We start from the raw sequence: 20,451 nt of genomic DNA, 5'->3' as shown, positions 1-20,451 counted from the left end.
GCCCCTGTCGGTCCGAGGCGTAGCTATGTAGCGCGAATGCACGCTGAATTACGGATCGCCGGTCTACGCATCCGGGCCCGAGTGACATACACTGCGCGGCCGTTTTTTGACCGGAACCTGTTAGACATGAAAAACGAATCTCCAGCCCGTGCCTGTGGCATCGACTTCGGCACGTCCAACTCCACCGTCGGCTGGATCCGCCCCGGCGAGGAGACGCTGATCGCGCTGGAGGACGGAAAAATCACCTTGCCGTCAGTGGTCTTCTTCAACTTCGAGGAACGCCGCCCGGTGTACGGTCGCCTGGCGCTGCACGAATACCTGGAGAACTACGAAGGCCGCCTGATGCGCTCGCTCAAGAGCCTGCTGGGTTCCAAGCTGATCAAGCACGACACCAGCGTGCTCGGCACTGCCATGCCCTTCACCGACCTGCTGGCACTGTTTATCGGCCAGCTCAAGAGCCGCGCCGAAGCCAACGCCGGTCGTGAATTTGAAGAAGTGGTACTGGGCCGCCCGGTATTCTTCGTCGATGACGACCCGATGGCCGACCAGGAAGCGGAAAACACCCTGGTGGATGTGGCGCGCAAGATCGGCTTCAAGGACATCTCGTTCCAGTACGAACCGATTGCAGCGGCGTTCGACTACGAGTCCACCATCGAGAAAGAAGAGCTGGTGTTGATCGTCGATATCGGCGGTGGTACCTCCGACTTCTCCCTGGTGCGCCTGTCGCCGGATCGTCGTCACAACGACAACCGCCAGAGCGACATCCTCGCCACCGGCGGCGTGCACATCGGCGGCACCGACTTCGACAAACAACTCTCGCTGGCTGGCATGATGCCGCTGTTCGGCTACGGCAGCCGCATGAAGAGCGGCGCCTACATGCCCACCAGCCACCACATGAACCTGGCGACCTGGCACACCATCAACTCGGTGTACTCGCAAAAATCCCAGCTGGCCCTGGGCAGCATGCGCTACGACATCGAAGACACCGGCGGCATCGACCGCCTGTTCAAGCTGATCGAACAGCGTGCTGGGCACTGGCTCGCGATGGAGGTGGAGGAAACCAAGATCCATCTGACCCAGGCAGACAGCCGCCATGTGCCGTTGGACCGTATCGAAGCGGGCTTGAGCGTCGACCTGAGTCGCGCACTGTTCGAATCGTCGATCGACAACCTGCTCGAACGCGTGCGCGGCAGTGTCACGCAGTTGCTCAATGACGCCTCGGTGAGCGTGGCCCAGGTGGATACGGTGTTCTTTACCGGTGGTTCCAGCGGCATTCCGGCGCTGCGCCACAGCATCTCGGCAATGCTGCCAAATGCGCGGCATGTGGAAGGTAATATCTTCGGCAGCATTGGCAGTGGTTTGGCGATTGAGGCGAGCAAGCGTTACGGCAGCTGAGTTTTAGCTGAAACCGTGGCGGGCCCTTCGCGAGCAAGCCCGCTCCCACACTTGACCACGTTCCATCTTTGGAATGCAGCCGAATGTGGGAGCGGGCTTGCTCGCGAAGAGGCCAGTTCAGGCACCGAACCTGTCTTTAAACCATCCCACCCAGCTTCAGCTCGCTCTTCAGATAGGCATAGTAAATCGGCCCCGCCACCACCCCCGGCAGGCCGAACGCTGCCTCAAACACCAGCATCGCCAACAACAACTCCCATGACTTGGCACTGATCTGCCCGCCGACGATTCGCGCGTTGAGGAAGTACTCGACCTTGTGGATCACGATCAAATACCCCAGCGCCGCCACCGCCACCCAGATCGACAGCGACAGCGCCACGATGGTGATCAGGGTGTTGGAGATCAGGTTGCCGATCACAGGCAGCAGACCGAGCAGGAAGGTCAGCACGATCAGGGTCTTGGTCAACGGCAGGTGAATGCCACACAACGGCAGCACCACTGCCAGGAACACCGCGGTGAAGGCGGTGTTGAGCGCGGCGATCTTGATCTGGGCGAAGACGATGTTGCGAAACGCCTGGACCAACAGGTGCAGGCGGTCGAACAGCGCGGCGGCCAGGGGTTTGCGCTTGGTCAAGTCGGGCACGCGCTGCAAGGCGATGATCGCACCCAGCACCATGCCGATCAGCAAGGTGACGAACATGTGGGCGGCGTCTTTGCCAACCAGTTGCAGTTCGCTCAGGTGCTTGCTTAGCCAATCACCGATGGCCACGCGAAACTCCGCGGCGCTGGCGGGCAGGTAAGCATCGATGGACGGCGGCAATTGCCCGCGCGCGCGGTCGACCACGCCCATGAATTTGTCCAGGGAAGCCCCGGGGTTTTCCGCTTCGTGGAGCAGGAAGCTGATGGCGCCGGCGAAGATCAAGGCCAACACGCTGACGATCAAGGTGCCCAGCAAGGCCACCGCCAGCCAGCGCGCGCGCCGGCCTTCGATCAGGCGTTGCAGTTGAGGGGTGAGCATGTTGACCAGTTCATAGACCAACAGGCCGGCCAGCAGGCTGGGTAGCAATTTCAGCGGCAGTACCAGCAGCAACCCGCCGAAAATGATGATGTAGCTGGACAGCAACAACACATGACGCTGAGAAAACGTTGGCATACAGCCTCAAAACAAACGGCGTTGAAGGATGTTGTAGGAGCGAGCTTGCTCGCGAAAAACGAAAGGGCGCCTCGTTTAGTCAGGGCGCCCGTGTGATCGTTCACGTTTTTCGCGAGCAAGCTCGCTCCTACAAAGGGGCTGTGTGCGAGTGTCGCAGCCTTCTATGGCCCGGGGCTATTATTTCTTCAGGCAAGTGCTCATGAAGGTTTTGCGCGCATCACCGGCCAAGGCTTGGGTTTTCGCCGACGCATTGCAGTCTTTCATCTTCTGCTGCTGCGGGGTCAGGGTCTTGGCGTCGTTGGCGGCAGGTGCCGACAGGCAGGTCTTCATGAAGGCCTTACGGTCATCGCCCTTGAGCGTCTTGGTGGTGGCCTCGGCATTGCAGGTGGTCATTTTGTTTTGCTGGGCAGTGGCGGCAAAACCCTGGGCACACATCAGCAGGCCCATCATTAACAACGGAATACGCAGCATCTTCATGGAGTTTTCTCCCTGTTACCGTGCCGACGGGCACGGCCTACAGCGCAGTGTAGTCAAAACCTGTTACAACTTCACCGGCCACGAATGTTCGCCCGCCGATATTGCTCCGGCGTGCAGCCGGCGTGGCGTTGGAACATGGCGATAAACGCTGAGGCGGTGCTGTAGCCCAGATCAAACGCCACGTGTTGCACGCTGCGGTCGCTGTCCAGCGCTTCGATGGCCGCCAGGTAGCGCAAGCGCTGGCGCCATTCGCCGAAGCTCATGCCCAGCTCGCGCACAAACTGGCGCGCCAGGGTGCGCTCGCTCACATGCACCTGCTCGGCCCATTGCGCCAGAGGGCGGTTGTCTCCCGGCTCTGCCTGCATGCCCTCCAAGACCCCAAGCAATCCCGGGTGGCGGGCGTAGGGCAGGAAGCAGTCGTGGACCGGCGCCTGCCTGAGCTGGTCCACCAGCACCTGGGCCAGGCGCATGTCGGCATCGGTGCGCGGTGCATTGACATCGCGCAGGGCGAAATCCTTGAGGATCGCCTTGAGAATGTCGCTGATCGCCAGGGTGCAAGGCTGCTGCGGCAACTGCTCGCACAGCTGCGGCGCCAGCCCTACGGAGTGGTAGACAATCGCCTCGGCATTGTAGGAGCTGTGCTCGGTAAGCGGCGGCACCCACACGGCGTATTGCGGTGGCGACATGAAGCGATTGCCCGCCACTTCCATGCGCATCACACCGCTGGCCGAGTAATCCAGCGAGCCCCATGTGTGCTGGTGGGGGGTGCATTCGGTGTCCGGGGCAAAATCGGAATACCGAAAGTACACCGGGCTTGGCAGGCGGGCGAAATCGGGCAGGCGTACGGTGTGTCGGGACATATTGTCTGGATTCAACGCTCAGTTGTCTGGATCGCAGTATAGGCTTCGATCCAGACAGAGGATAATCCTGCCTCGTCAACACACTGGGTTTCTTTTCAATGCAATACGCGTATCCGCTGCTGGCTATCTTTATCTGGGCCGGCAACACCGTGGTCAACAAATTGGCCGTGGGCTCGATCTTCCCGGCTGAAATCGGCTTTTACCGCTGGCTGTTCGCTGCGTTGCTGTTCACGCCGTTCATGCCCAAACCGGTGGTCGCCCACTGGCCGCAGATCCGTCCCAACCTGGGCAAGATCTTTATCCTCGGCGTGCTCGGCATGGCGGTGTATCAAAGCCTGGCCTATTACGCCGCGACGCTGACCAGCGCCACCAATATGGGCATCATCCTGTCTCTGATGCCGTTGATGGCGCTGACCGCCGCGATCATCAGCCTTGGCCAACGCCTGACCTTCGGTGCGCTGACCGGCGCGGTGCTGTCGTTCGCAGGCGTGGTCGTGGTGGTGTCGGCCGGCAGCCTGGGCGCGTTGCTGCAACATGGGGTCAACCTGGGCGACGGCATGATGCTGGTGGCAACATTGGCTTATGCGGTCTACAGCACCCTGCTGAAAAAATGGCAGCTGCGCCTGCCGCCGTTGGTGCTGCTGTATTTGCAGGTGCTGGTCGCGGTGATGGTGCTGCTGCCGCTGTATCTGTTCTCGGCCAAGGCCGGTTTGGGCTGGGCGAATATTCCGCTGGTGCTATATGCCTGCCTGCTGGCTTCGATGCTGGCACCGCTGGCGTGGATGCACTCGGTCAAGACCCTGGGGCCCAGCCGTACCACGTTGTTCTTCAACCTGCTGCCGCTGATTACCGCGCTGATTGCGGCGGTGGTGCTGAAGGAAGAGTTGGCGCGGTATCACCTGGTGGGTGGCTTGCTGACCCTGGGTGGAGTGATCCTGTCGGAGCGCTGGACCACACCGGTCAGACGCCCTCAGGACACATCCTGTTAAATCCGATAAAACTTTTCGCCTGGCCCGGGACTCACAACCAATAGCGATCACGCCGGCAGAGCGTGGCGTACAACCGGATTAGCCCCAGGAGATTGAAATGACTCAAGCACAACTGACTGACGTTGCGACCCTGCGCAGCCGCGCCCGCCAGAACGTCGAAAACGGTGCCGTGACCGAAGGCTACGACGCCGACCGTCAGGAAATCATCCGACTGCTCAACGAGTCGCTGGCCACTGAACTGGTCTGCGTGTTGCGCTACAAGCGTCACTACTTCATGGCCAACGGCCTCAAGGCCAGCGTGGCTGCCGATGAGTTCCTGGAACATGCGACCCAGGAAGCCGAGCACGCTGACAAACTGGCCGAGCGTATCGTGCAACTGGGCGGCGAGCCGGAGTTCAACCCCGACCTGCTGTCGAAAAACTCCCATGCGCAATACGTGGCGGGTAACACCTTGAAGGAAATGGTCTATGAAGACCTGGTGGCCGAGCGAATCGCAGTAGACAGCTACCGCGAGATCATCCAGTACATCGGTGACAAAGACCCGACTACCCGTCGCATCTTCGAAGACATCCTGGCTCAGGAAGAAGAACACGCGGACGATATGGCGGATATTCTGCAGGATCTGTAATAACTAACACCGCAACATCACCCTGTGGGAGCGGGCTTGCTCGCGATAGCGTTGGATCAGTTGATAAATCATTGACTGATACTCCGCTATCGCGGGCAAGGCCGCTCCCGCAGTTACTTCACGGTCTTGGGCGCCTTGCCTTCCTTCATCTGTTGCAGCAACGGTGCGCACTCATTGGGCTCGCCACCGCTTGGGGCAACCAAGGCGAGCAAGCCGGCGGCCGGCCCGGCGATCACGCCCAGGGCGACCATGCCTGCACCACGTAGCGCCAACGGAATGGCTTTCACCCCAGCATTGGGCTTGATGAAAGGTCCATTGACGTAAAGCGGTGAACGCAGGGAGAACAGGCGAAAACCCTTGGATTCCGGCGTGATGGTCAGGTCCAGTTGCTCGGTGGCCATATTCGCGGTGCCGTCAATGTAGATGATCGCGTTCTCGGTATCGAACACAAACAACCGTGTGGTCGCCAGGCCCGTCTTGATGCCGAAGTCCGCCGCGGCGCAGTTGATTTTCACTTCCTCGTCGCCGAACAGGCGGCCGACCACGTAGTTGCCCACGTTGAGCCCGGCGATTTCCATCAGGCTTCGGCTGATGGCACCATCGTTGATGAGCATCTTCAGGTCACCGTTGGATGTGCCCAACAGTGCCGCCACCGAGTTACCGCGCCCGGTAATATCGGCATCGCCGTTGAGTTCACCGAAGCTGGTTTTCATCGGTTCAAAAGTCGGGAACAACTGCTTGAGCTTGAAGTTACGCGCCGTGAGTTTGGCGCGGCCTTCCATCGGGGTGGTGCGGCCGTTCAAACGAATCTGCGCATCGAGCTTGCCACCGGCCACGCCAAAACGCAGGGGTTCGAGGCTCAGTTGGCCGTCGTTGAGCACCAGGTGCGTATAAAGATCGGTAAAGGGCAAATCGGCGCTGTGCACGATGCGCTTGCCGGTGAACTCGACGTCGGCATCCATATCGCGCCAACGCTCGGTGCGGAACTCCTCAACCGGCAGCACTTTGGTGGCCGGCTGTTTGCTTTCACCGCCACGGGCTTTTTGCTTGGCGTTGGAGTCCGCGCCAATCAAAGGCGCCAGGTCATCCATCAGCAGTTGGTTGGACACCAGCGCGCCACTGAGCTTGGGGCGTGGCTGGCTGGCGACATAGGCCAGGTCGCCGTGGATGTCGCTGTTGCCGATCTTGCCGTTGAAGTTCTCGTAGCGGAAGGAGGCGCCGCTGGGCTCATGCAGTTTGGCGATCAGGTGGCCGTCGGTGGAATAGGCCGGCGAATCCGGCAGGGTCACGCCGGTCAGCGGATACAGGTTGCCCAGACTGCTGCCTGAAAGCTTCAGGCGCAAGTCCAGGGCGCCGAGGTTCAGCGGGTCGGTCAGGGTGCCGGCCAGGGCGATGCTGGTGTCCGCGATCTTGACCTGGGCTTGCAGCGGGAACGGCTTGGCCGCGTCCTGCAAGGCCAGCAAGCCACCGATCTTGCCCGTGCCCGCGAGCTTCTGACCATGATATTGACCTTTGACCTTGAGGCCGAACGCGTAGTCCTGGGGCGCCGAGCCTTTTTCCAGGGCCTTCTTGGCATCGGCGTCGCCGACGATTTCACCGAAGGGGATCGGCTTGCCCAGCGGGTCGATGATCACATCCAGCTGGGTCTTGAGGCTTTGATCGTCAAGGGTCACATGGCCTTTGTCGAAGCCGATGGCGCCAATATCCACCACCCAGTTGGACGGTTCGGCGTTGGGGTCCTTGGGGTCGAACTTGAACGTCCAGTTGGCGCGGCCATCCGCCAGGCGCTGCAACTGGGCACTGGGTTCGGTGAGGTCGATGCGGGGGATCACCACACGCTGCACCAGCAAGGCCAGGGGCGAAATGCGCAGCTCAACCTTCTTGAGCGTGACCATCTGCGGTTGTTTCGACCAATCGGGGTTACCCAGGGTCAGGTCTTCGGCAATCACATGGGGCCACGGCACCCAGGCGCGCCAGCCGCCTTCATCGGGCTCACGCTGCCACACCACCGCGAGGTTGCCGTTAATGGCGAATGGACGATGCAGTTCTTCGGAGACTTTGGCATTGAGGGGCGGCTTGATGCGGTTCCAGTCGAAGAACACCAACACCAGTACCACGATGGCAATCAACAGAACGAAGCTGGCGCAGCTCCAAGCGAGAATTTTACGAGTGCGCGTCATTGCACAGGACTCCTGAATACGACTGGCTGGGCAACAGCCTTTTAAACAGCTTATAGGACTACGACTGGCAAAGTGCCTGGGGGTTTAACGCAACGGCGGATTTAGCCGAAAAAAGCGATTTTCCTGATCAACCAGACAATTTTCCCCATCGACGACGCACCATTGTTACCCAGGTTCGTGTCGAAAATACCCACATCGGTGCAAAGCCGCGGGCTTGAGAGGCTCGATCTAGAGCCTCCCGCGAGAACAATCAATTCTGTTGATTATTACCATTGTGTTTATGAACTTTTATATCGACTTATCAAGGGTAACATTAGCCCTGTACCCACTTTATCGCCCTCCCTAGGAGCAACCATCATGAAACGCCAATTACTCGCTACCGTTCTGTTATCTGTCCTGGCTTCCAGCGCCTTTGCCCTGCCAGCTGCCGAACAGGCCACCCCACAGAACAAAGCCCAAGCCGTGCAAACCAGCCAAACCGTGGCTCGCAGCGGTTCGCAAGAAGACGAAAACCGTGATTACGCCAAAGGCGCCGTAGCTGAAAATGGCTACAACCGTCTGCAAGAGAAAGGTTTGGTCGAAGGCGGTGCTGAACAAGCCAACAAACGTGCCTACACCGAAGGCGTTGCTGAAGGCGGTGCCGACCGTCTGCAAGAACTGCATCAAGCACAGAGCTAAGCCTGTGGTGGCCCAGAAAAAAGCCCGATCTGCCGATCGGGCTTTTGCTTTTATATAGACCGCGTCACGCCCCGCCCCTGCCAAGTTCGACGCCGGCAAAGCGCTTTTGCTAGAGTGCGTCGCTGTACTTGCCGACAAAGCTCATCCGCTCATGCTGCCCCGCGCCGAACAGAAGCAACAGACCCGCCTCGCCCTGATGGACGCAGCCCGCCATCTGATGGAGTGCGGCCGTGGGTTTGGCAGCCTGAGCCTGCGTGAAGTGGCCAAGACGGCGGGTATCGTGCCCACCGGTTTCTATCGCCATTTCGCCGATATGGACCAGTTGGGGCTGGTACTGGTCAGCGAGGTCGGCCAGACCTTTCGCGCCACGATCCGCCTGGTGCGCCACAACGAATTCGTGATGGGCGGCATCATTGATGCCTCGGTGCGCATCTTTCTCGATGTGGTTTCGGCTAACCGTTCTCAGTTCCTGTTCCTGGCTCGCGAACAGTACGGCGGCTGCCTGGCCGTGCGCCAAGCCATCGCCGCCCTGCGCGAAGACATCACTCGCGACCTGGCCGCCGACCTGACACTGATGCCCAAACTTCAGCACTTGGATGCCGAAGGTTTGCATGTGATGGCCGACCTGATCGTCAAGAGTGTGTTCGCCACCCTGCCCGATATCATCGACCCACCGGCCCACGCCTTGCCGGCCCACCTTACGCCCCAGGCGAAAATCACCCAGCAACTGCGCTTTATCTTTATCGGCCTCAAACATTGGCAAGGGCTGGGCAGCACCGAATAAAGCAATCAACCCGCCGTGTGGAACCGTTTGGCGGTGGTGTAGTGCTTGTTCCAGTAGCTATTGCTCAATGAATCGATACGAATGGTTTTGCCGGTGCGCGGCGAATGAATGAATTTGCCGTGGCCAATGTAAAGCCCGACATGGCTGACCTGGCCGCGCCCGTTGCCTTTGAAAAACACCGCATCCCCAGGCTTCAACGCATTGCGCTTGATGGTCGCCGCCGATGACCGGTGCATGGCCGTGGTGGTGCGCGGTATCTGGATATTGGCCTGGGTCTTGAACAGGTACACCAGGAAGCTACTGCAATCGAAGCCCTGCTCCGCCGAGGTGCCGCCCCACTTGTAGGGCGTACCGAGCAACTCATGGGCGCGGTCGATCACGTCGTCGATGGAAGCCGGCTTGAGGCTTTGCAGCGACGAGCCGAAGCTGGCGCGGGGCTGAAAATTGGCCGATGCCGATGAAATAAAGAAGGTCAGGCTGACCAGGCATATACAGAAAATTGATCGAAGCATGATGAACGTCGCGGTGGTATTAAACAGGGCGCATAGCCTAAAGAACCCTCAGGTAATCTCATGAACTCCAAATCCTCATGATTCGTAGGACAAATCCTAAAAACTGCCTACAGAGAAAAAGATGAAAGAAATTTCATCAAGACAAGCGCCTCCATCAACGCAAAACGCCCTTCGCTGGTGCTATAAACCTCGCCACGCACCAAATTGATTCACACACTGAATTATCTGACGCCCTATTGAGCAGCATGCCTGCCTGACTACAGGGAATTCCGACTCAATTCCGTGATTGGCAAGCCCCTTGCTCTAGGTCTTTCATCGCTCACAGCTGGAAGCTCTCTGATGCTGGTGATACATCGCCGAATCGCCCCCCAAGCCCTCTGGGCCGCCGAGTTGCTGCTCAATTACGAAGCCCGCAGCAAAAGCCGCCTGCGCTGTTTCAGTGCCGACGGTGAAGACGTCGGCCTGTTTTTGGAGCGGGGCCAGCCGCCCTTGCACGATGGTGAATTCCTACAGGCAGAAGACGGACGCGTCGTACGGGTGTGCGCCCGCCCTGAACAACTGCTGCATGTCACCTGCCGCAACGCGTTCGAGTTGACTCGCGCCGCCTATCACCTAGGCAACCGCCATGTAGCCCTGCAAGTCGGTGACGGTTGGCTGCGCCTGCTCGATGACTACGTGCTCAAGGCCATGCTTGAACAGCTGGGTGCCGATGCACAGACCATCGAAGCGCCGTTTCAACCCGAGCACGGCGCCTATGGCGGCGGCCATCATCATTCGCGCCATGGGGATGAAGACTTCAACTACGCCCCCAAGCTGCATCAGTTCGGCGTACGTCTATGAACCCAGCCTGGGCGCTTCTACGCCTGGCCAGTCCGCAATTGCCGATTGGCGGCTACAGCTATTCCCAGGGCCTGGAAATGGCGGTGGACAACGGCCGCGTGCAGGATGCCGCGAGCGCCCGACGCTGGATCAGTGACCAGTTGCTGCTCAACCTGGCGCGTTTCGAAGCGCCGCTGTTGCTCGCCCATTGCCGCGCAGCCATCGAGCAGGACTGGGCGCAACTGGCGCAGTGGTGCGACGAGCACCGCGCCAGCCGTGAGACCCGGGAGCTGTATCAGGAAAGCCGCCAGATGGGCTACTCCCTGCAACAGTTGCTCAACGGCTTGCCGGAACTGGACGACAGCGCCCGTGACTTTCTCGCTCAACGCGACGAACCGCACCTGGCCCTTGGCTGGGCCTTGGCCGCGCGCGCCTGGCACATCAACGCCGACGACGCCCTCGCCGCCTGGCTGTGGAGCTGGCTGGAAAACCAATTGGCCGTGCTGATGAAAACCCTTCCACTGGGCCAGCAAGCCGCCCAGCGTCTAACCAGTGAACTGCTGCCGCTGCTGCAACAAGCCCAGCAGGATGCCGAGCGCATTAACCCTAACCATTTGGGCAGCGCTGCTTTTGGCCTGTCCTTGGCGTGCATGGCCCACGAGCGCCAGTACAGCCGCCTGTTCCGTTCCTGATTCTGGAGAAGCACATGAACACACAACCCCTGCGCGTCGGTATCGGCGGCCCGGTAGGCTCGGGCAAGACCGCCCTGACCCTGGCCCTGTGCCTGGCGCTGCGCGATCGCTACAACCTGGCGGTGGTGACCAACGACATCTATACCCGTGAAGATGCCGACTTCCTGGTGCGCAACCAGGCCCTGGCGCCGGAGCGCATCATCGGCGTGGAAACCGGCGGCTGCCCACACACGGCGATTCGCGAAGATGCCTCGATCAACCTGGAGGCCGTGGACCAACTCAACCGTCGTTTTCCGGGCCTGGACCTGATTCTGGTGGAGTCCGGCGGCGACAACCTGTCGGCCACCTTCAGCCCGGAACTGTCGGACCTGACCATCTATGTGATCGATGTGTCTGCGGGCGACAAGCTGCCGCGCAAGGGCGGGCCTGGCATTTGCAAATCCGACCTGCTGGTGATCAACAAAATCGACCTGGCCCCGCTGGTCGGCGCGTCGCTGGACCTGATGAACAGCGACACTCAACGCATGCGCAACGGCAAACCCTTTGTGTTCAGCAACCAGAAAACCGGGGTCGGCCTGGATGACATCGTCGCCTTCATCGAACGCCAGGGCCTGCTGACCGCCGCCTGATCAACCCATAAGGAACCTGTCCATGAGACTCAACAGACTTTTCGCCGCCGCCGTGCTGCTGCTCGCGCCTGCCCTGGCCTTCGCCCATCCTGGCCATGGCGACAATGGCCTGATGGCCGGTATCAGCCATCCCCTGGGCGGCCTCGATCACTTGCTGGCCATGCTTGCGGTAGGCCTCTGGGCGGCCCAACAAAAAGGCGCCGCGCGCTGGGCGCTGCCATGCACCTTTGTCGGCACCATGCTGATCGGCGGCGTGCTGGGTTTTGAAGGGCTGCAACTGCCGGCGCTGGAAAGCGGGATTGCTGCTTCGGTGCTGGCCTTGGGCCTGGCGGTAGCATTGGCGGTACGGCCGCCGCTGTTCGTGGCCGTGGGCGCCACGGCGTTGTTTGCGCTGTTTCATGGCGTGGCCCATGGCCTGGAACTGCCGGATATGACCAGCCCTTGGGCGTATGCCGCTGGGTTTGTGGGGGCGACCGCGGCGTTGCATGCAGCCGGTTATGCAGTCGTGCGCTTTTTGCCAGCTGCTGCTGCACCCTTGGTGCGAGTGGCCGGGGCGGCTTCGGCGGCGACTGGGGTGTGGTTGCTGGCGGGCTGATTTGCGGCACTGCTGAGGGCCTCTCGTTCCCACGCTCCGCGTGGGAACGCAGCCGAGGACGCTCTGCGTCCCAAAGCATGACGCAGAGCGTCATAAAATGCATTCCCACGCAGAGCGTGGGAACGATCAGCCTGCTACCATGCGCGCCTACACCCCTGCCGTGACGACGCCAGCCAATGCCCATCGCTTCCCCCTCTTCCCTTACGCCTGTGCTCACGCACTTCCATGACCTGATCGTGCCTCTCTGGCAAGGCCCGGGCTGGAATGCCGACCTGGCACTGCCCTTTGAGGCCCTGGATGCCGATCACCAGCCACTGCCCCCTCAGCGCTATCGCGCCATGGCCTGCGCCCGGCAGCTGTACCTGTTCGCCAGCCTGATCGGCGAACCCGGCGCGGCTTTCGCCGAAGAACGTGCGGCAGCGCTGTTTCGCTCCCTGCAACGGCACTTCCATGATGCCGAACACGGTGGCTGGTTCTATAGCATCGACCCTGCCGGCCAGCCGCTGGACAAGCGCAAAGACCTCTACACCCACGCCTTCATTATTTTTGCCTGCGCCCATTACTGGGCCAAGATGCGTGAGCCGTTGGTGGAATCGGTGCTCAACGCTGCCCTGGAAGTCGTCGCCCAACGTTTTGCCACCGGTGACGGCTTGTACGAGGCCGTACTGGAGCGCAACTGGGCCTCGCTCGACTCCGGCCCGTTGCAAAACCCGTTGATGCACCTGGCCGAAGGTTTCCTGGCCACCCTCGCGGTGCGTGAGGACGCCCAGGTACAAGCGGCCCTGCTGGCACTGGCGACGGCCATGCAGCAACGTTTCATCGACCGCGAGCACGGCGTGATGATGGAAAAACCTTTGGGCGCTGTGGATAACTGGTTTGAGCCGGGGCACCAGTTCGAATGGTTCTTTTTGCTCGAGTCTTCAGCTGTGCTACGCGGCACCGCACTGCATGGCTCGCTGACACGGGCATTTGCCTATGCCGAGCAAAAGGGTGTGGATAAGTTAAGCGGGGCGGTCAGCGGCATGCTCGCGCTGGATGGCACGGTGCGCGACGGTACCCAACGGATCTGGGCACAGGCGGAGTACCTGCGGGCGTTGACCTTGCGGCCAGGCAGCGAAGCGGTGCTGCAGCGTCAGTTGCAGGCGCTGCAACAGCGCTTTTTGCATGCCAAGGGTTGGCATGAATGCCTGGATGCCGAGGGTAAGGTGAGCCGACGGGATATGCCTTCGACTACGCCCTATCATTTGGCGACTTGCTATCAGGGCTTGGTCCAGCATCTGGGCTGACCTGCAGGGCCCATCGCAGGCAAGCCAGCTCCCACAGTTGATAGTGTTCGCACATTTAAATGTGGGAGCTGGCTTGCCTGCGATAGCCTCACCTCGCTCTAACAGACTTTAGGCAATCCACTTGCGATCCCCGGTAAAACTGATCGTCAACCACCGCGCCGCATCCGCCGCCCCAAGCCCTGTGGATATCTCTTCCCGCAGCCCATCGAGAGTCGCGACGTTATCCACCGGGTAATTCGCTGGCAGCACCACATGAATTTCGATAAACCGCGCACGCCCGTGCTTCTGCACATAGGACACATAGTCGTCGAAACCATGCTTGGCCTGCGCCGCGTCCATCACTTCGCGAACCTTGTCGTCCAAGTGATCCGGCGCGATGCCCAACACTTCGCGCAGCGCCGGGCGCAGGATCTTGAATGCCGGCGCCAGCATGCTCAGGGCCAGCAGGATCAGAATCAACGGGTCCACGTAGACCGCCCACTCGCCATAGCCCTGGGACTTGAGCAACAGTGCGGCCAGGAAGCTGATCAGCAAGCCCACCGACAGCATCGCGTCCACCAGCCAACTGATGTTGTCGAACTGGATCAATGACGATTTGAGTGTGCGATTGCGGTAGCGCACATAGAAGAAGTAGGCGAACTCCACGACGGTAAACACCGCCGCATAAATGATCACCAGCCCCAACTCGATTTCGCGCCCGCCATTGATAATGCCGAACACGCCATTGAGGAACGCGTAGATGGCGATCAGCAGCAGGAAACTGCCTTCGATCAACAGCACCATTGGCTCCAGGTGCCAATAGCCGAACTGGAAACGCTCGTTGCTTTTCTTGGCGATCAGCTTGGCCGTGATCAGCATCAGCACCTTGATGGCGGTGGCGATCAGCGAGAAAAAGCCGTCGAACAGAATGGATTGGGCGCCGGATATCACACCCGTGACAATCCCGGCGATCGCGACTGCGAACATCAGGATAGTCGATTGTTTGAGCAGTGCCTGCTCACCTCGGTTACTCACATTGCCTCCTGTCAAAACCTTTAAACCGCTGGGTGCGGTGGGGTTTTCAGGCGGGCAGTGTACCTTATGCCGCATTTTGGCCGATTTGCCGCCATCGCAGGCAAGCCCCCTCCCACATTTGGATGTGTGAATACCGTCAAATGTGGGAGCTGGCTTGCCTGCGATGGCAGCGACGCGGTCTTAGCCTTTGGCCCCACGCTCAATCGCAAACCCAGCCCAGGTCTGGCTCACCGGCATCAACTCCAGGCGGTTGATGTTCACGTGCGCCGGGGTGTTCATCACCCAGAAAATCGTATCGGCAATGTCCTGCGGCTGGATCGGCTCGGCACCTGCGTAGGTGGCGTCATAACGCGCCTGGTCACCGCCGAAGCGCACCAGGGAGAACTCGCTTTCACACAAGCCCGGCTCGATATTGGTCACGCGCACGCCGGTGCCTTGCAGGTCGCAGCGCAGGTTCAACGAAAACTGCTTCACGAACGCCTTGGAACCGCCATACACATGGCTGCCCGGGTACGGGTAGTTACCGGCGATGGAGCCCAGGTTGATGATCCCGGCCCCGCGGCCATGGGCAATCAGGCGCGGCAACAGCAGGTTGGTGGTGGTCAGCAGGCCCTTGATGTTGGTATCGACCATGGTTTCCCAATCGTCGAGGTCGCACTTGGGCGCAGGGTCGGTGCCCACGGCCAGGCCGGCGTTGTTGATCAGGCCGCGCAGCGTGGCGAACGACGGCGGCAGGTTGGCGATGGCCTCCTCCATGCCTTTGCGGTCGCGCACATCCACCACCAGGCCATGCACTTCGGTCTGCTTGGAAAGCTCTTGGACCAAGGCATTCAAGCGCTCGGCACGACGACCGGTGAGCACCAGTTTCCAGCCGGCCTCGGCAAAACGACGGGCACAGGCTTCGCCGAAACCTGAAGTAGCGCCAGTGATAAACAGCGTGTCGGACATGGTGTTCTCCTTGCGGGCATCGGAAAAAAAAACAGCCAGCAGAATGCCCTTACGCCGCGTTTGCGGCAACCGCTGTGCACACACGCGCATGCTTGACTGATCACTTTTTAATCAAGCGACGCAAAGCCTTATAAACCGTAGCTTGCAGCCATATGCGCGCAGGTTATCCACAACTGCGCCCACAGTCTTTGGGGGCAAGTGCAAACGGCTCAAAGCCACTGTGTACAAGGGTTGCAGGCGGTTTTATAAAGTTTTTTGCTTGACCTGGGCAAGCGCCTATGTAGCCGGCGACAAATGCTGAAAAACACAACGATGGCTCCAGGCCAGTCATTGCGGCCCCTGCGCGCGTCTTTCCAGAGTTTAATCACAGACTTATCCACAGGCCGGAACGACTTATTTCGTTCATATACCTGTGTCTTTAAACAGGTTGACAAACCCTTGAGACGGTCGCGAAAAACACACTGATCGAAAAACAACCAACACGCTACAAGCCACGTGGTTAAAGGCTTTCAGCCAGCTACTCCCACGTTACCCACAGCCGGTTCCACAGTGGATGGGGACAAGTCAAAACTGTGACAAAACAGGGATTTGCGGCGACTATATGTCGCGCTTTTGAGGTGGGCTGGATTTGTTTTCCACAATTTGGTTGAGCGCTTGTGGACATCGCGAAAACAAATGTGGGAACCGGCTTTGGGTGGGAGCTAACTTGCCTGCGATGCGGCCACCTCGGTATGTCAGCTAAACCGAGGTGATGCTGTCGCGGGCAAGCCCGGCTCCCACATAAGGCCCGGTTCCCACAGGGTTGATGCGCCTGGATCTTAGGTCAGTGGCCGCCCAGGTAGGCGTTGCGCACGTCCTCGTTCACCAGCAACTCCTTGCCGGTGCCGGTCAGGCGAATCTCACCATTGACCATCACATACGCTCGGTCCGACAGGCGCAGCGCATGGTTGGCGTTCTGCTCCACCAGGAAGATGGTCATACCGGTGGACGCCAGCTCGCGCAGGGTGGAAAAGATCTGCTTCACCACAATCGGCGCCAACCCCAGGCTTGGCTCATCGAGCAGCAACAGCTTGGGCCGGCTCATCAGCGCACGGGCGATGGCGAGCATTTGTTGCTCACCACCGGACATGGTCATCGCCCGCTGGTTGCGCCGCTCCTTGAGCCTGGGGAACAGCTCGAACATGCGTTGCATGTCCTCGCTGGCGAACTTGTCGCCAATGGGGATAGTGCCCATCAGCAGGTTTTCCTCGACGGTCATGTCGGGGAACACCCGCCGCCCTTCCGGCGACTGCGCAATGCCGTTGGAAGCGATGTAGTGGGACGATTTGTGGGTAATGTCGACGCCGTTGTAGAGGATCTGCCCCGACTCGGCCCGAGGCTGACCGAAGATCGACATCAGTAACGTGGACTTACCCGCGCCATTGGAGCCGATCAGGCTGACGGTTTCGCCTTCGTTGATGTGCAGCGAGACTTTTTTCAGGGCCTGGATCGGGCCGTAGAACACGTCCAGGTCCTTCATTTCGAGGATAGGTGCACTCATACCAACTCCTCTTCATCCGCGCCCAGGTAGGCGGCGATCACTTTCGGGTCGTTGCGGATCGCATCCGGGCCGCCTTCGGCGATCACGTTGCCGTGGTCCAGCACCACAATGTGGTCGGAAATACTCATCACCATGCCCATGTCGTGTTCGATCAGCACCACCGTAAGGTCGTGTTCGTCGCGCAGCAGGCGAATCATCGCGCTGAGGGCTTCGGTTTCCTGTGGATTGAGGCCCGCTGCCGGTTCGTCCAGGCAGATGATCTGCGGCCGCGTGCACATGGCGCGGGCGATTTCCAGGCGGCGCTGCTGGCCGTAGGAGAGCTCGCCGGCCAGACGGTTGGCGCAGTCCACCAGGTCGACCACTTCCAGCCAGTAGAATGCGCAGTCCAGCGCATCGCTTTCGGCCTTGCGGTAGCCTTTGGTATTGAGGATGCCGGCAAGCATGTTGCGGTTGACCCACATGTGCTGGGCCACCAGCAGGTTTTCCAGCACCGACATTTCCTTGAACAGGCGAATGTTCTGGAAAGTGCGCGCCAGGCCGGCACGGTTCACCAGATGGGTGCCGCCGAACATCTTGTAGTACACGCGGCTGAGGAAGCTTTTGGGCGAGACAAAGTCGGTGGCCTCAAAGCGCTCACCCAGCAACTGAATGACGTTGGTTTGCTTGCCCCGCACGTTGAGCTCGATCTTGCCGCCACTGGCTTTGTAAAAGCCGGTGAGGCAGTTGAACACCGTGGTCTTGCCGGCGCCGTTGGGGCCGATCAGGGCGAAGATCGAGTTGCGTTTGACCTGTAGGCTCACATCACTGAGGGCCTTGATGCCCCCGAAGTGCATCATCAGGTGTTCGACTACCAGCACGACTTCCTTACTCATGGCGCGGCTCCCTATTCGCTATGGCACCCTTGCGTGGCGTCACACCGGTACGGCTGATACGAATCAAGCCACGCGGTCGCCAGATCATCATCACCACCATCAACACCCCAAACAGCAGCACACGGTACTCGGAAAAACTACGCAGCAGTTCCGGCGCCACGGTCAACACGAACGCTGCGATCACCACGCCGACCGTCGAGCCCATGCCGCCCAACACCACGATGGCGAGGATCAACGCCGACTCGAAGAAGGTAAACGACGATGGGTTGACGAAGCCCTGGTAGCTGGCAAAGAACACCCCGGCCAAACCGGCGGTGGACGCGCCGATGGTGAAGGCCGAGAGTTTGACCAGCACATGGTTCAGGCCCATGGAACGGCAGGCGATTTCATCTTCGCGCAGGGCTTCCCAGGCGCGACCGACCGGCATGCGCGTCAGGCGATGCTTGATGTACAGCACGGCCAGCACCACCAGAAACAGCACGATGTAGATGAACATGAACTTGATGTTGGGGTTGTAATCGATGCCGAAAAACTCGTGAAACGGAATGCCGCCATCCTTCGCACGCTTGCCGAACTCCAGGCCCAGGAAGGTCGGTGACGGCACGGGCATCCCGTTCGGGCCGCCGGTGAACGACAGCCAGTTGTTGAGCACCAGGCGTATGATTTCACCAAAACCCAGGGTCACGATGGCCAGGTAGTCACCGTGCATTCGCAGCACCGGGAAGCCGAGTATGCACCCCGCCAACGCCGCCGCGATGGCCGCCAGTGGCAGCACCGTCCAGAAGCCCAGGCCCAGGTATTGATAACCCAGCGCCAGGCCGTAGGCACCGATGGCATAGAACGCCACGTAACCCAGGTCGAGCAGGCCCGCCAGGCCCACCACGATGTTCAGCCCCAGGCCGAGCAATACGTAGATCAGCCCCAGGATCACCACGGTGAGCAGGTACTTGTTGGCAAAGATCGGGAACACGATGGCGATCACGATCAACGCCGGGATGATCCAGCGCAGCCGCGACTTGTAGTCCGGTGGCAGCACGTGCACGCCGGAGCCGCTGCTCTCGAACCCCTGCAGGATCTTCACGCCCTTGGAAGTTTGCAGGAACAGGCTCAAGGCAAAGCGCCCGGCCATCACGATAGCGACCAGCACGGCAACCCGCGCAGGTTCCAGGTTGAAGCTGTAGCCGTCGAGCACCACGCCGACAATCGGGCCGAATACGATCAGCGAAATCAGCCCCGCGAGGACCGTATCGACCACACTTTTCTTGATATCAATGGATTTGGCAGCAGACATGTTTACACCTTCGCCACAAGTGGGCGACCAAGCAGGCCCTGGGGACGGAAAATCAGAATCACCACCAGCAGGGAGAAACTGAACACGTCTTTGTAGTCAGAGTTGATCAACCCCGAGAACAGCGACTCGGAGATACCGAGGATGATCCCGCCCAGCATCGCCCCAGGCAGGGAGCCGATGCCGCCGAGGACCGCCGCGGTAAACGCCTTGATGCCGATGATGAAGCCGGCATAGAAGTCGAAGGTGCCGTAGTTGAGGGTGATCAGCACGCCGGCCAGGGCAGCCATGGCTGCGCCGATGACGAACACGTAGGAGATCACTCGGTCGGTGTTGATGCCCAGGATCGAGGCCATCTTGCGGTCTTGCTGGGTGGCGCGGCACATGCGGCCGAGCTTGGTGTATTTGATGATGTAGGTGAGCAAGGCCATGCCGGCGAACGCCGCCACGAGGATGAACACTTTGGTGTAGGTCAGTTGCACGAACCCGGTGCCGATATCGACGCGCCAGGCGCCGGCCAGCAGGGTGGGAATGCCTTGTTGCTTGGCGCCCTGGGCGATCTGCGCGTAGTTCTGCAGGATCAGCGAGATACCGATGGCGCTGATCAGCGGTGCTAGGCGGGTGGAGTTACGCAGGGGTTTGTAGGCGACACGCTCAATCACCCAACCGTACACGCCGGTGACGACTACGGTGAAGATCAAAGTACCGAGAATGAGCAGCGGGAAGGATTCGATGCCGAAGTAAGCCAGCAGTGCCAGACTGATCGCCGCGAGGTAAGCGGAAATCATATAAACCTCGCCGTGGGCGAAGTTGATCATGCCAATGATGCCATAGACCATTGTGTAGCCGATGGCGATCAGGCCATAGACCGACCCGAGGGTCAGGCCGTTGACCAGTTGCTGCAGGAAAATACCATCCATAACGCAATCTCACGCGGTGAGCACCTGCACACCGGTGGGTGTGCGGCGCTTCTGGAGGAAAAGACAGATCGGGGTCAAAACACAGCCCTTATGTGGGAGCGGGCTTGCTCGCGAATGCGGTGGGTCATAAACACATTCGGCGACTGACACTCTGCTTTCGCGAGCAAGCCCGCTCCCACATTGAGTCCGTGGTGC

Annotated in this window: 21 protein-coding genes; 10 read left to right on the top strand and 11 right to left on the bottom strand. The window is 60.1% G+C overall.

The genetic code is table 11. The features are described 5' to 3' along the window. Positions 1–126 precede the first annotated feature (126 nt). Complete coding sequence (locus BMH52_RS27355; RefSeq protein ID WP_072434891.1) at positions 127–1,395, top strand: Hsp70 family protein; 1,269 nt, start codon at positions 127–129, stop codon at positions 1,393–1,395. 136 nt (positions 1,396–1,531) lie between these two features. Here BMH52_RS27355 and BMH52_RS27350 read toward each other — a convergent pair whose 3' ends face one another. From BMH52_RS27350 to BMH52_RS27335, 3 genes are all read right to left on the bottom strand, one after another. Next, a complete protein-coding gene (locus BMH52_RS27350; protein WP_003188124.1) occupies positions 1,532–2,545 on the bottom strand; it encodes an AI-2E family transporter in 1,014 nt (337 codons plus the stop codon). 177 nt (positions 2,546–2,722) lie between these two features. Then, positions 2,723–3,022, bottom strand: coding sequence for a PsiF family protein (locus BMH52_RS27340; RefSeq protein ID WP_003188123.1), 300 nt, complete (start codon positions 3,020–3,022; stop codon positions 2,723–2,725). A gap of 71 nt (positions 3,023–3,093) precedes the next feature. After that, complete coding sequence (locus BMH52_RS27335; protein ID WP_072434889.1) at positions 3,094–3,882, bottom strand: helix-turn-helix transcriptional regulator; 789 nt, start codon at positions 3,880–3,882, stop codon at positions 3,094–3,096. A 98-nt stretch (positions 3,883–3,980) separates the two neighbouring features. On the opposite strand from BMH52_RS27335, the gene BMH52_RS27330 reads away from it, so the two are divergent. Then, complete coding sequence (locus tag BMH52_RS27330; protein WP_073845634.1) at positions 3,981–4,871, top strand: DMT family transporter; 891 nt, start codon at positions 3,981–3,983, stop codon at positions 4,869–4,871. A 97-nt stretch (positions 4,872–4,968) separates the two neighbouring features. After that, a complete protein-coding gene (locus BMH52_RS27325) occupies positions 4,969–5,499 on the top strand; it encodes a bacterioferritin (protein ID WP_014716698.1) in 531 nt (176 codons plus the stop codon). Between the two features lie 113 nt (positions 5,500–5,612). Here BMH52_RS27325 and BMH52_RS27320 read toward each other — a convergent pair whose 3' ends face one another. After that, the gene (locus BMH52_RS27320) at positions 5,613–7,679 is read right to left on the bottom strand and encodes an AsmA family protein (protein WP_073845632.1); all 2,067 of its coding nucleotides are present in this window, start codon (positions 7,677–7,679) and stop codon (positions 5,613–5,615) included. A gap of 357 nt (positions 7,680–8,036) precedes the next feature. Here BMH52_RS27320 and BMH52_RS27315 point away from each other — a divergent pair, with 357 nt between their 5' ends. Both BMH52_RS27315 and BMH52_RS27310 read left to right on the top strand, forming a co-directional pair. Continuing rightward, the gene (locus BMH52_RS27315) at positions 8,037–8,357 is read left to right on the top strand and encodes a hypothetical protein (RefSeq protein WP_003188116.1); all 321 of its coding nucleotides are present in this window, start codon (positions 8,037–8,039) and stop codon (positions 8,355–8,357) included. 151 nt (positions 8,358–8,508) lie between these two features. Next, positions 8,509–9,141, top strand: coding sequence for a TetR family transcriptional regulator (locus tag BMH52_RS27310; RefSeq protein ID WP_003188114.1), 633 nt, complete (start codon positions 8,509–8,511; stop codon positions 9,139–9,141). Positions 9,142–9,146: 5 nt separating this feature from the next. Here BMH52_RS27310 and BMH52_RS27305 read toward each other — a convergent pair whose 3' ends face one another. Continuing rightward, positions 9,147–9,653 (bottom strand): C40 family peptidase, encoded by a 507-nt coding sequence (locus BMH52_RS27305; RefSeq protein ID WP_014716696.1) that lies wholly within the window; start codon positions 9,651–9,653, stop codon positions 9,147–9,149. 339 nt (positions 9,654–9,992) lie between these two features. Here BMH52_RS27305 and ureE point away from each other — a divergent pair, with 339 nt between their 5' ends. From ureE to BMH52_RS27280, 5 genes are all read left to right on the top strand, one after another. Next, the gene (ureE, locus tag BMH52_RS27300) at positions 9,993–10,493 is read left to right on the top strand and encodes an urease accessory protein UreE (protein ID WP_014716695.1); all 501 of its coding nucleotides are present in this window, start codon (positions 9,993–9,995) and stop codon (positions 10,491–10,493) included. After that, the gene (locus BMH52_RS27295) at positions 10,490–11,164 is read left to right on the top strand and encodes an urease accessory protein UreF (RefSeq protein ID WP_020301618.1); all 675 of its coding nucleotides are present in this window, start codon (positions 10,490–10,492) and stop codon (positions 11,162–11,164) included. The genes ureE and BMH52_RS27295 overlap by 4 nt, the downstream gene beginning before the upstream one ends. Before the next feature lie 14 nt (positions 11,165–11,178). Further along, on the top strand, positions 11,179–11,793 hold the full coding sequence (gene ureG, locus BMH52_RS27290; RefSeq protein WP_014716693.1) for an urease accessory protein UreG: 615 nt from the start codon (positions 11,179–11,181) through the stop codon (positions 11,791–11,793). Between the two features lie 22 nt (positions 11,794–11,815). Further along, positions 11,816–12,388 (top strand): HupE/UreJ family protein, encoded by a 573-nt coding sequence (locus BMH52_RS27285; protein WP_073845630.1) that lies wholly within the window; start codon positions 11,816–11,818, stop codon positions 12,386–12,388. 176 nt (positions 12,389–12,564) lie between these two features. Beyond that, positions 12,565–13,674, top strand: a complete 1,110-nt coding sequence (locus tag BMH52_RS27280; RefSeq protein ID WP_072434881.1) for an AGE family epimerase/isomerase — start codon at positions 12,565–12,567, stop codon at positions 13,672–13,674. Between the two features lie 108 nt (positions 13,675–13,782). Here the strand turns inward: BMH52_RS27280 and BMH52_RS27275 are convergent, their stop codons facing one another. The 6 genes from BMH52_RS27275 to BMH52_RS27250 form a co-directional block, all read right to left on the bottom strand. Then, on the bottom strand, positions 13,783–14,688 hold the full coding sequence (locus BMH52_RS27275; RefSeq protein ID WP_014716690.1) for a cation diffusion facilitator family transporter: 906 nt from the start codon (positions 14,686–14,688) through the stop codon (positions 13,783–13,785). Between the two features lie 180 nt (positions 14,689–14,868). After that, positions 14,869–15,636: an SDR family oxidoreductase gene (locus BMH52_RS27270; RefSeq protein ID WP_014716689.1), complete on the bottom strand. Its 768-nt coding sequence runs from the start codon at positions 15,634–15,636 to the stop codon at positions 14,869–14,871. An 823-nt stretch (positions 15,637–16,459) separates the two neighbouring features. Continuing rightward, positions 16,460–17,176, bottom strand: a complete 717-nt coding sequence (locus BMH52_RS27265; RefSeq protein ID WP_003188103.1) for an ABC transporter ATP-binding protein — start codon at positions 17,174–17,176, stop codon at positions 16,460–16,462. Then, positions 17,173–18,048: an ABC transporter ATP-binding protein gene (locus tag BMH52_RS27260; protein WP_038448667.1), complete on the bottom strand. Its 876-nt coding sequence runs from the start codon at positions 18,046–18,048 to the stop codon at positions 17,173–17,175. Before BMH52_RS27260 ends, BMH52_RS27265 begins: the two co-directional genes overlap by 4 nt. After that, positions 18,041–19,339 carry a high-affinity branched-chain amino acid ABC transporter permease LivM gene (gene livM / locus BMH52_RS27255; protein ID WP_038448664.1) on the bottom strand — a complete coding sequence of 433 codons (1,299 nt, stop codon included), beginning with the start codon at positions 19,337–19,339 and terminating at the stop codon, positions 18,041–18,043. Before livM ends, BMH52_RS27260 begins: the two co-directional genes overlap by 8 nt. Before the next feature lie 2 nt (positions 19,340–19,341). Continuing rightward, complete coding sequence (locus tag BMH52_RS27250) at positions 19,342–20,256, bottom strand: branched-chain amino acid ABC transporter permease (protein ID WP_003188099.1); 915 nt, start codon at positions 20,254–20,256, stop codon at positions 19,342–19,344. Positions 20,257–20,451 lie beyond the last annotated feature (195 nt).

Source organism: Pseudomonas sp. BTN1 (assembly GCF_001907715.1).
In the GTDB taxonomy this organism is placed as follows: Bacteria; Pseudomonadota; Gammaproteobacteria; order Pseudomonadales; family Pseudomonadaceae; genus Aquipseudomonas; species Aquipseudomonas paracarnis.
The sequence above is the reverse complement of the archived record's forward strand: the minus strand, read 5'-3'. Positions and strand labels throughout refer to the sequence as shown.

Bases quoted from the DNA above. Each gene is read 5' to 3' on its own strand.
- BMH52_RS27340 (WP_003188123.1), bottom strand. From the start codon at position 3,022: ATGAAGATGCTGCGTATTCCGTTGTTAATGATGGGCCTGCTGATGTGT.
- BMH52_RS27260 (WP_038448667.1), bottom strand. From the start codon at position 18,048: ATGAGTAAGGAAGTCGTGCTGGTAGTCGAACACCTGATGATGCACTTC.
- BMH52_RS27310 (WP_003188114.1), top strand. From the start codon at position 8,509: ATGCTGCCCCGCGCCGAACAGAAGCAACAGACCCGCCTCGCCCTGATG.
- BMH52_RS27320 (WP_073845632.1), bottom strand. From the start codon at position 7,679: ATGACGCGCACTCGTAAAATTCTCGCTTGGAGCTGCGCCAGCTTCGTT.
- BMH52_RS27315 (WP_003188116.1), top strand. From the start codon at position 8,037: ATGAAACGCCAATTACTCGCTACCGTTCTGTTATCTGTCCTGGCTTCC.
- ureG (WP_014716693.1), top strand. From the start codon at position 11,179: ATGAACACACAACCCCTGCGCGTCGGTATCGGCGGCCCGGTAGGCTCG.
- BMH52_RS27355 (WP_072434891.1), top strand. From the start codon at position 127: ATGAAAAACGAATCTCCAGCCCGTGCCTGTGGCATCGACTTCGGCACG.
- BMH52_RS27325 (WP_014716698.1), top strand. From the start codon at position 4,969: ATGACTCAAGCACAACTGACTGACGTTGCGACCCTGCGCAGCCGCGCC.
- BMH52_RS27280 (WP_072434881.1), top strand. From the start codon at position 12,565: ATGCCCATCGCTTCCCCCTCTTCCCTTACGCCTGTGCTCACGCACTTC.
- BMH52_RS27295 (WP_020301618.1), top strand. From the start codon at position 10,490: ATGAACCCAGCCTGGGCGCTTCTACGCCTGGCCAGTCCGCAATTGCCG.
- BMH52_RS27350 (WP_003188124.1), bottom strand. From the start codon at position 2,545: ATGCCAACGTTTTCTCAGCGTCATGTGTTGTTGCTGTCCAGCTACATC.
- BMH52_RS27305 (WP_014716696.1), bottom strand. From the start codon at position 9,653: ATGCTTCGATCAATTTTCTGTATATGCCTGGTCAGCCTGACCTTCTTT.
- BMH52_RS27250 (WP_003188099.1), bottom strand. From the start codon at position 20,256: ATGGATGGTATTTTCCTGCAGCAACTGGTCAACGGCCTGACCCTCGGG.
- BMH52_RS27265 (WP_003188103.1), bottom strand. From the start codon at position 17,176: ATGAGTGCACCTATCCTCGAAATGAAGGACCTGGACGTGTTCTACGGC.
- BMH52_RS27285 (WP_073845630.1), top strand. From the start codon at position 11,816: ATGAGACTCAACAGACTTTTCGCCGCCGCCGTGCTGCTGCTCGCGCCT.
- BMH52_RS27330 (WP_073845634.1), top strand. From the start codon at position 3,981: ATGCAATACGCGTATCCGCTGCTGGCTATCTTTATCTGGGCCGGCAAC.
- BMH52_RS27335 (WP_072434889.1), bottom strand. From the start codon at position 3,882: ATGTCCCGACACACCGTACGCCTGCCCGATTTCGCCCGCCTGCCAAGC.
- BMH52_RS27270 (WP_014716689.1), bottom strand. From the start codon at position 15,636: ATGTCCGACACGCTGTTTATCACTGGCGCTACTTCAGGTTTCGGCGAA.
- ureE (WP_014716695.1), top strand. From the start codon at position 9,993: ATGCTGGTGATACATCGCCGAATCGCCCCCCAAGCCCTCTGGGCCGCC.
- livM (WP_038448664.1), bottom strand. From the start codon at position 19,339: ATGTCTGCTGCCAAATCCATTGATATCAAGAAAAGTGTGGTCGATACG.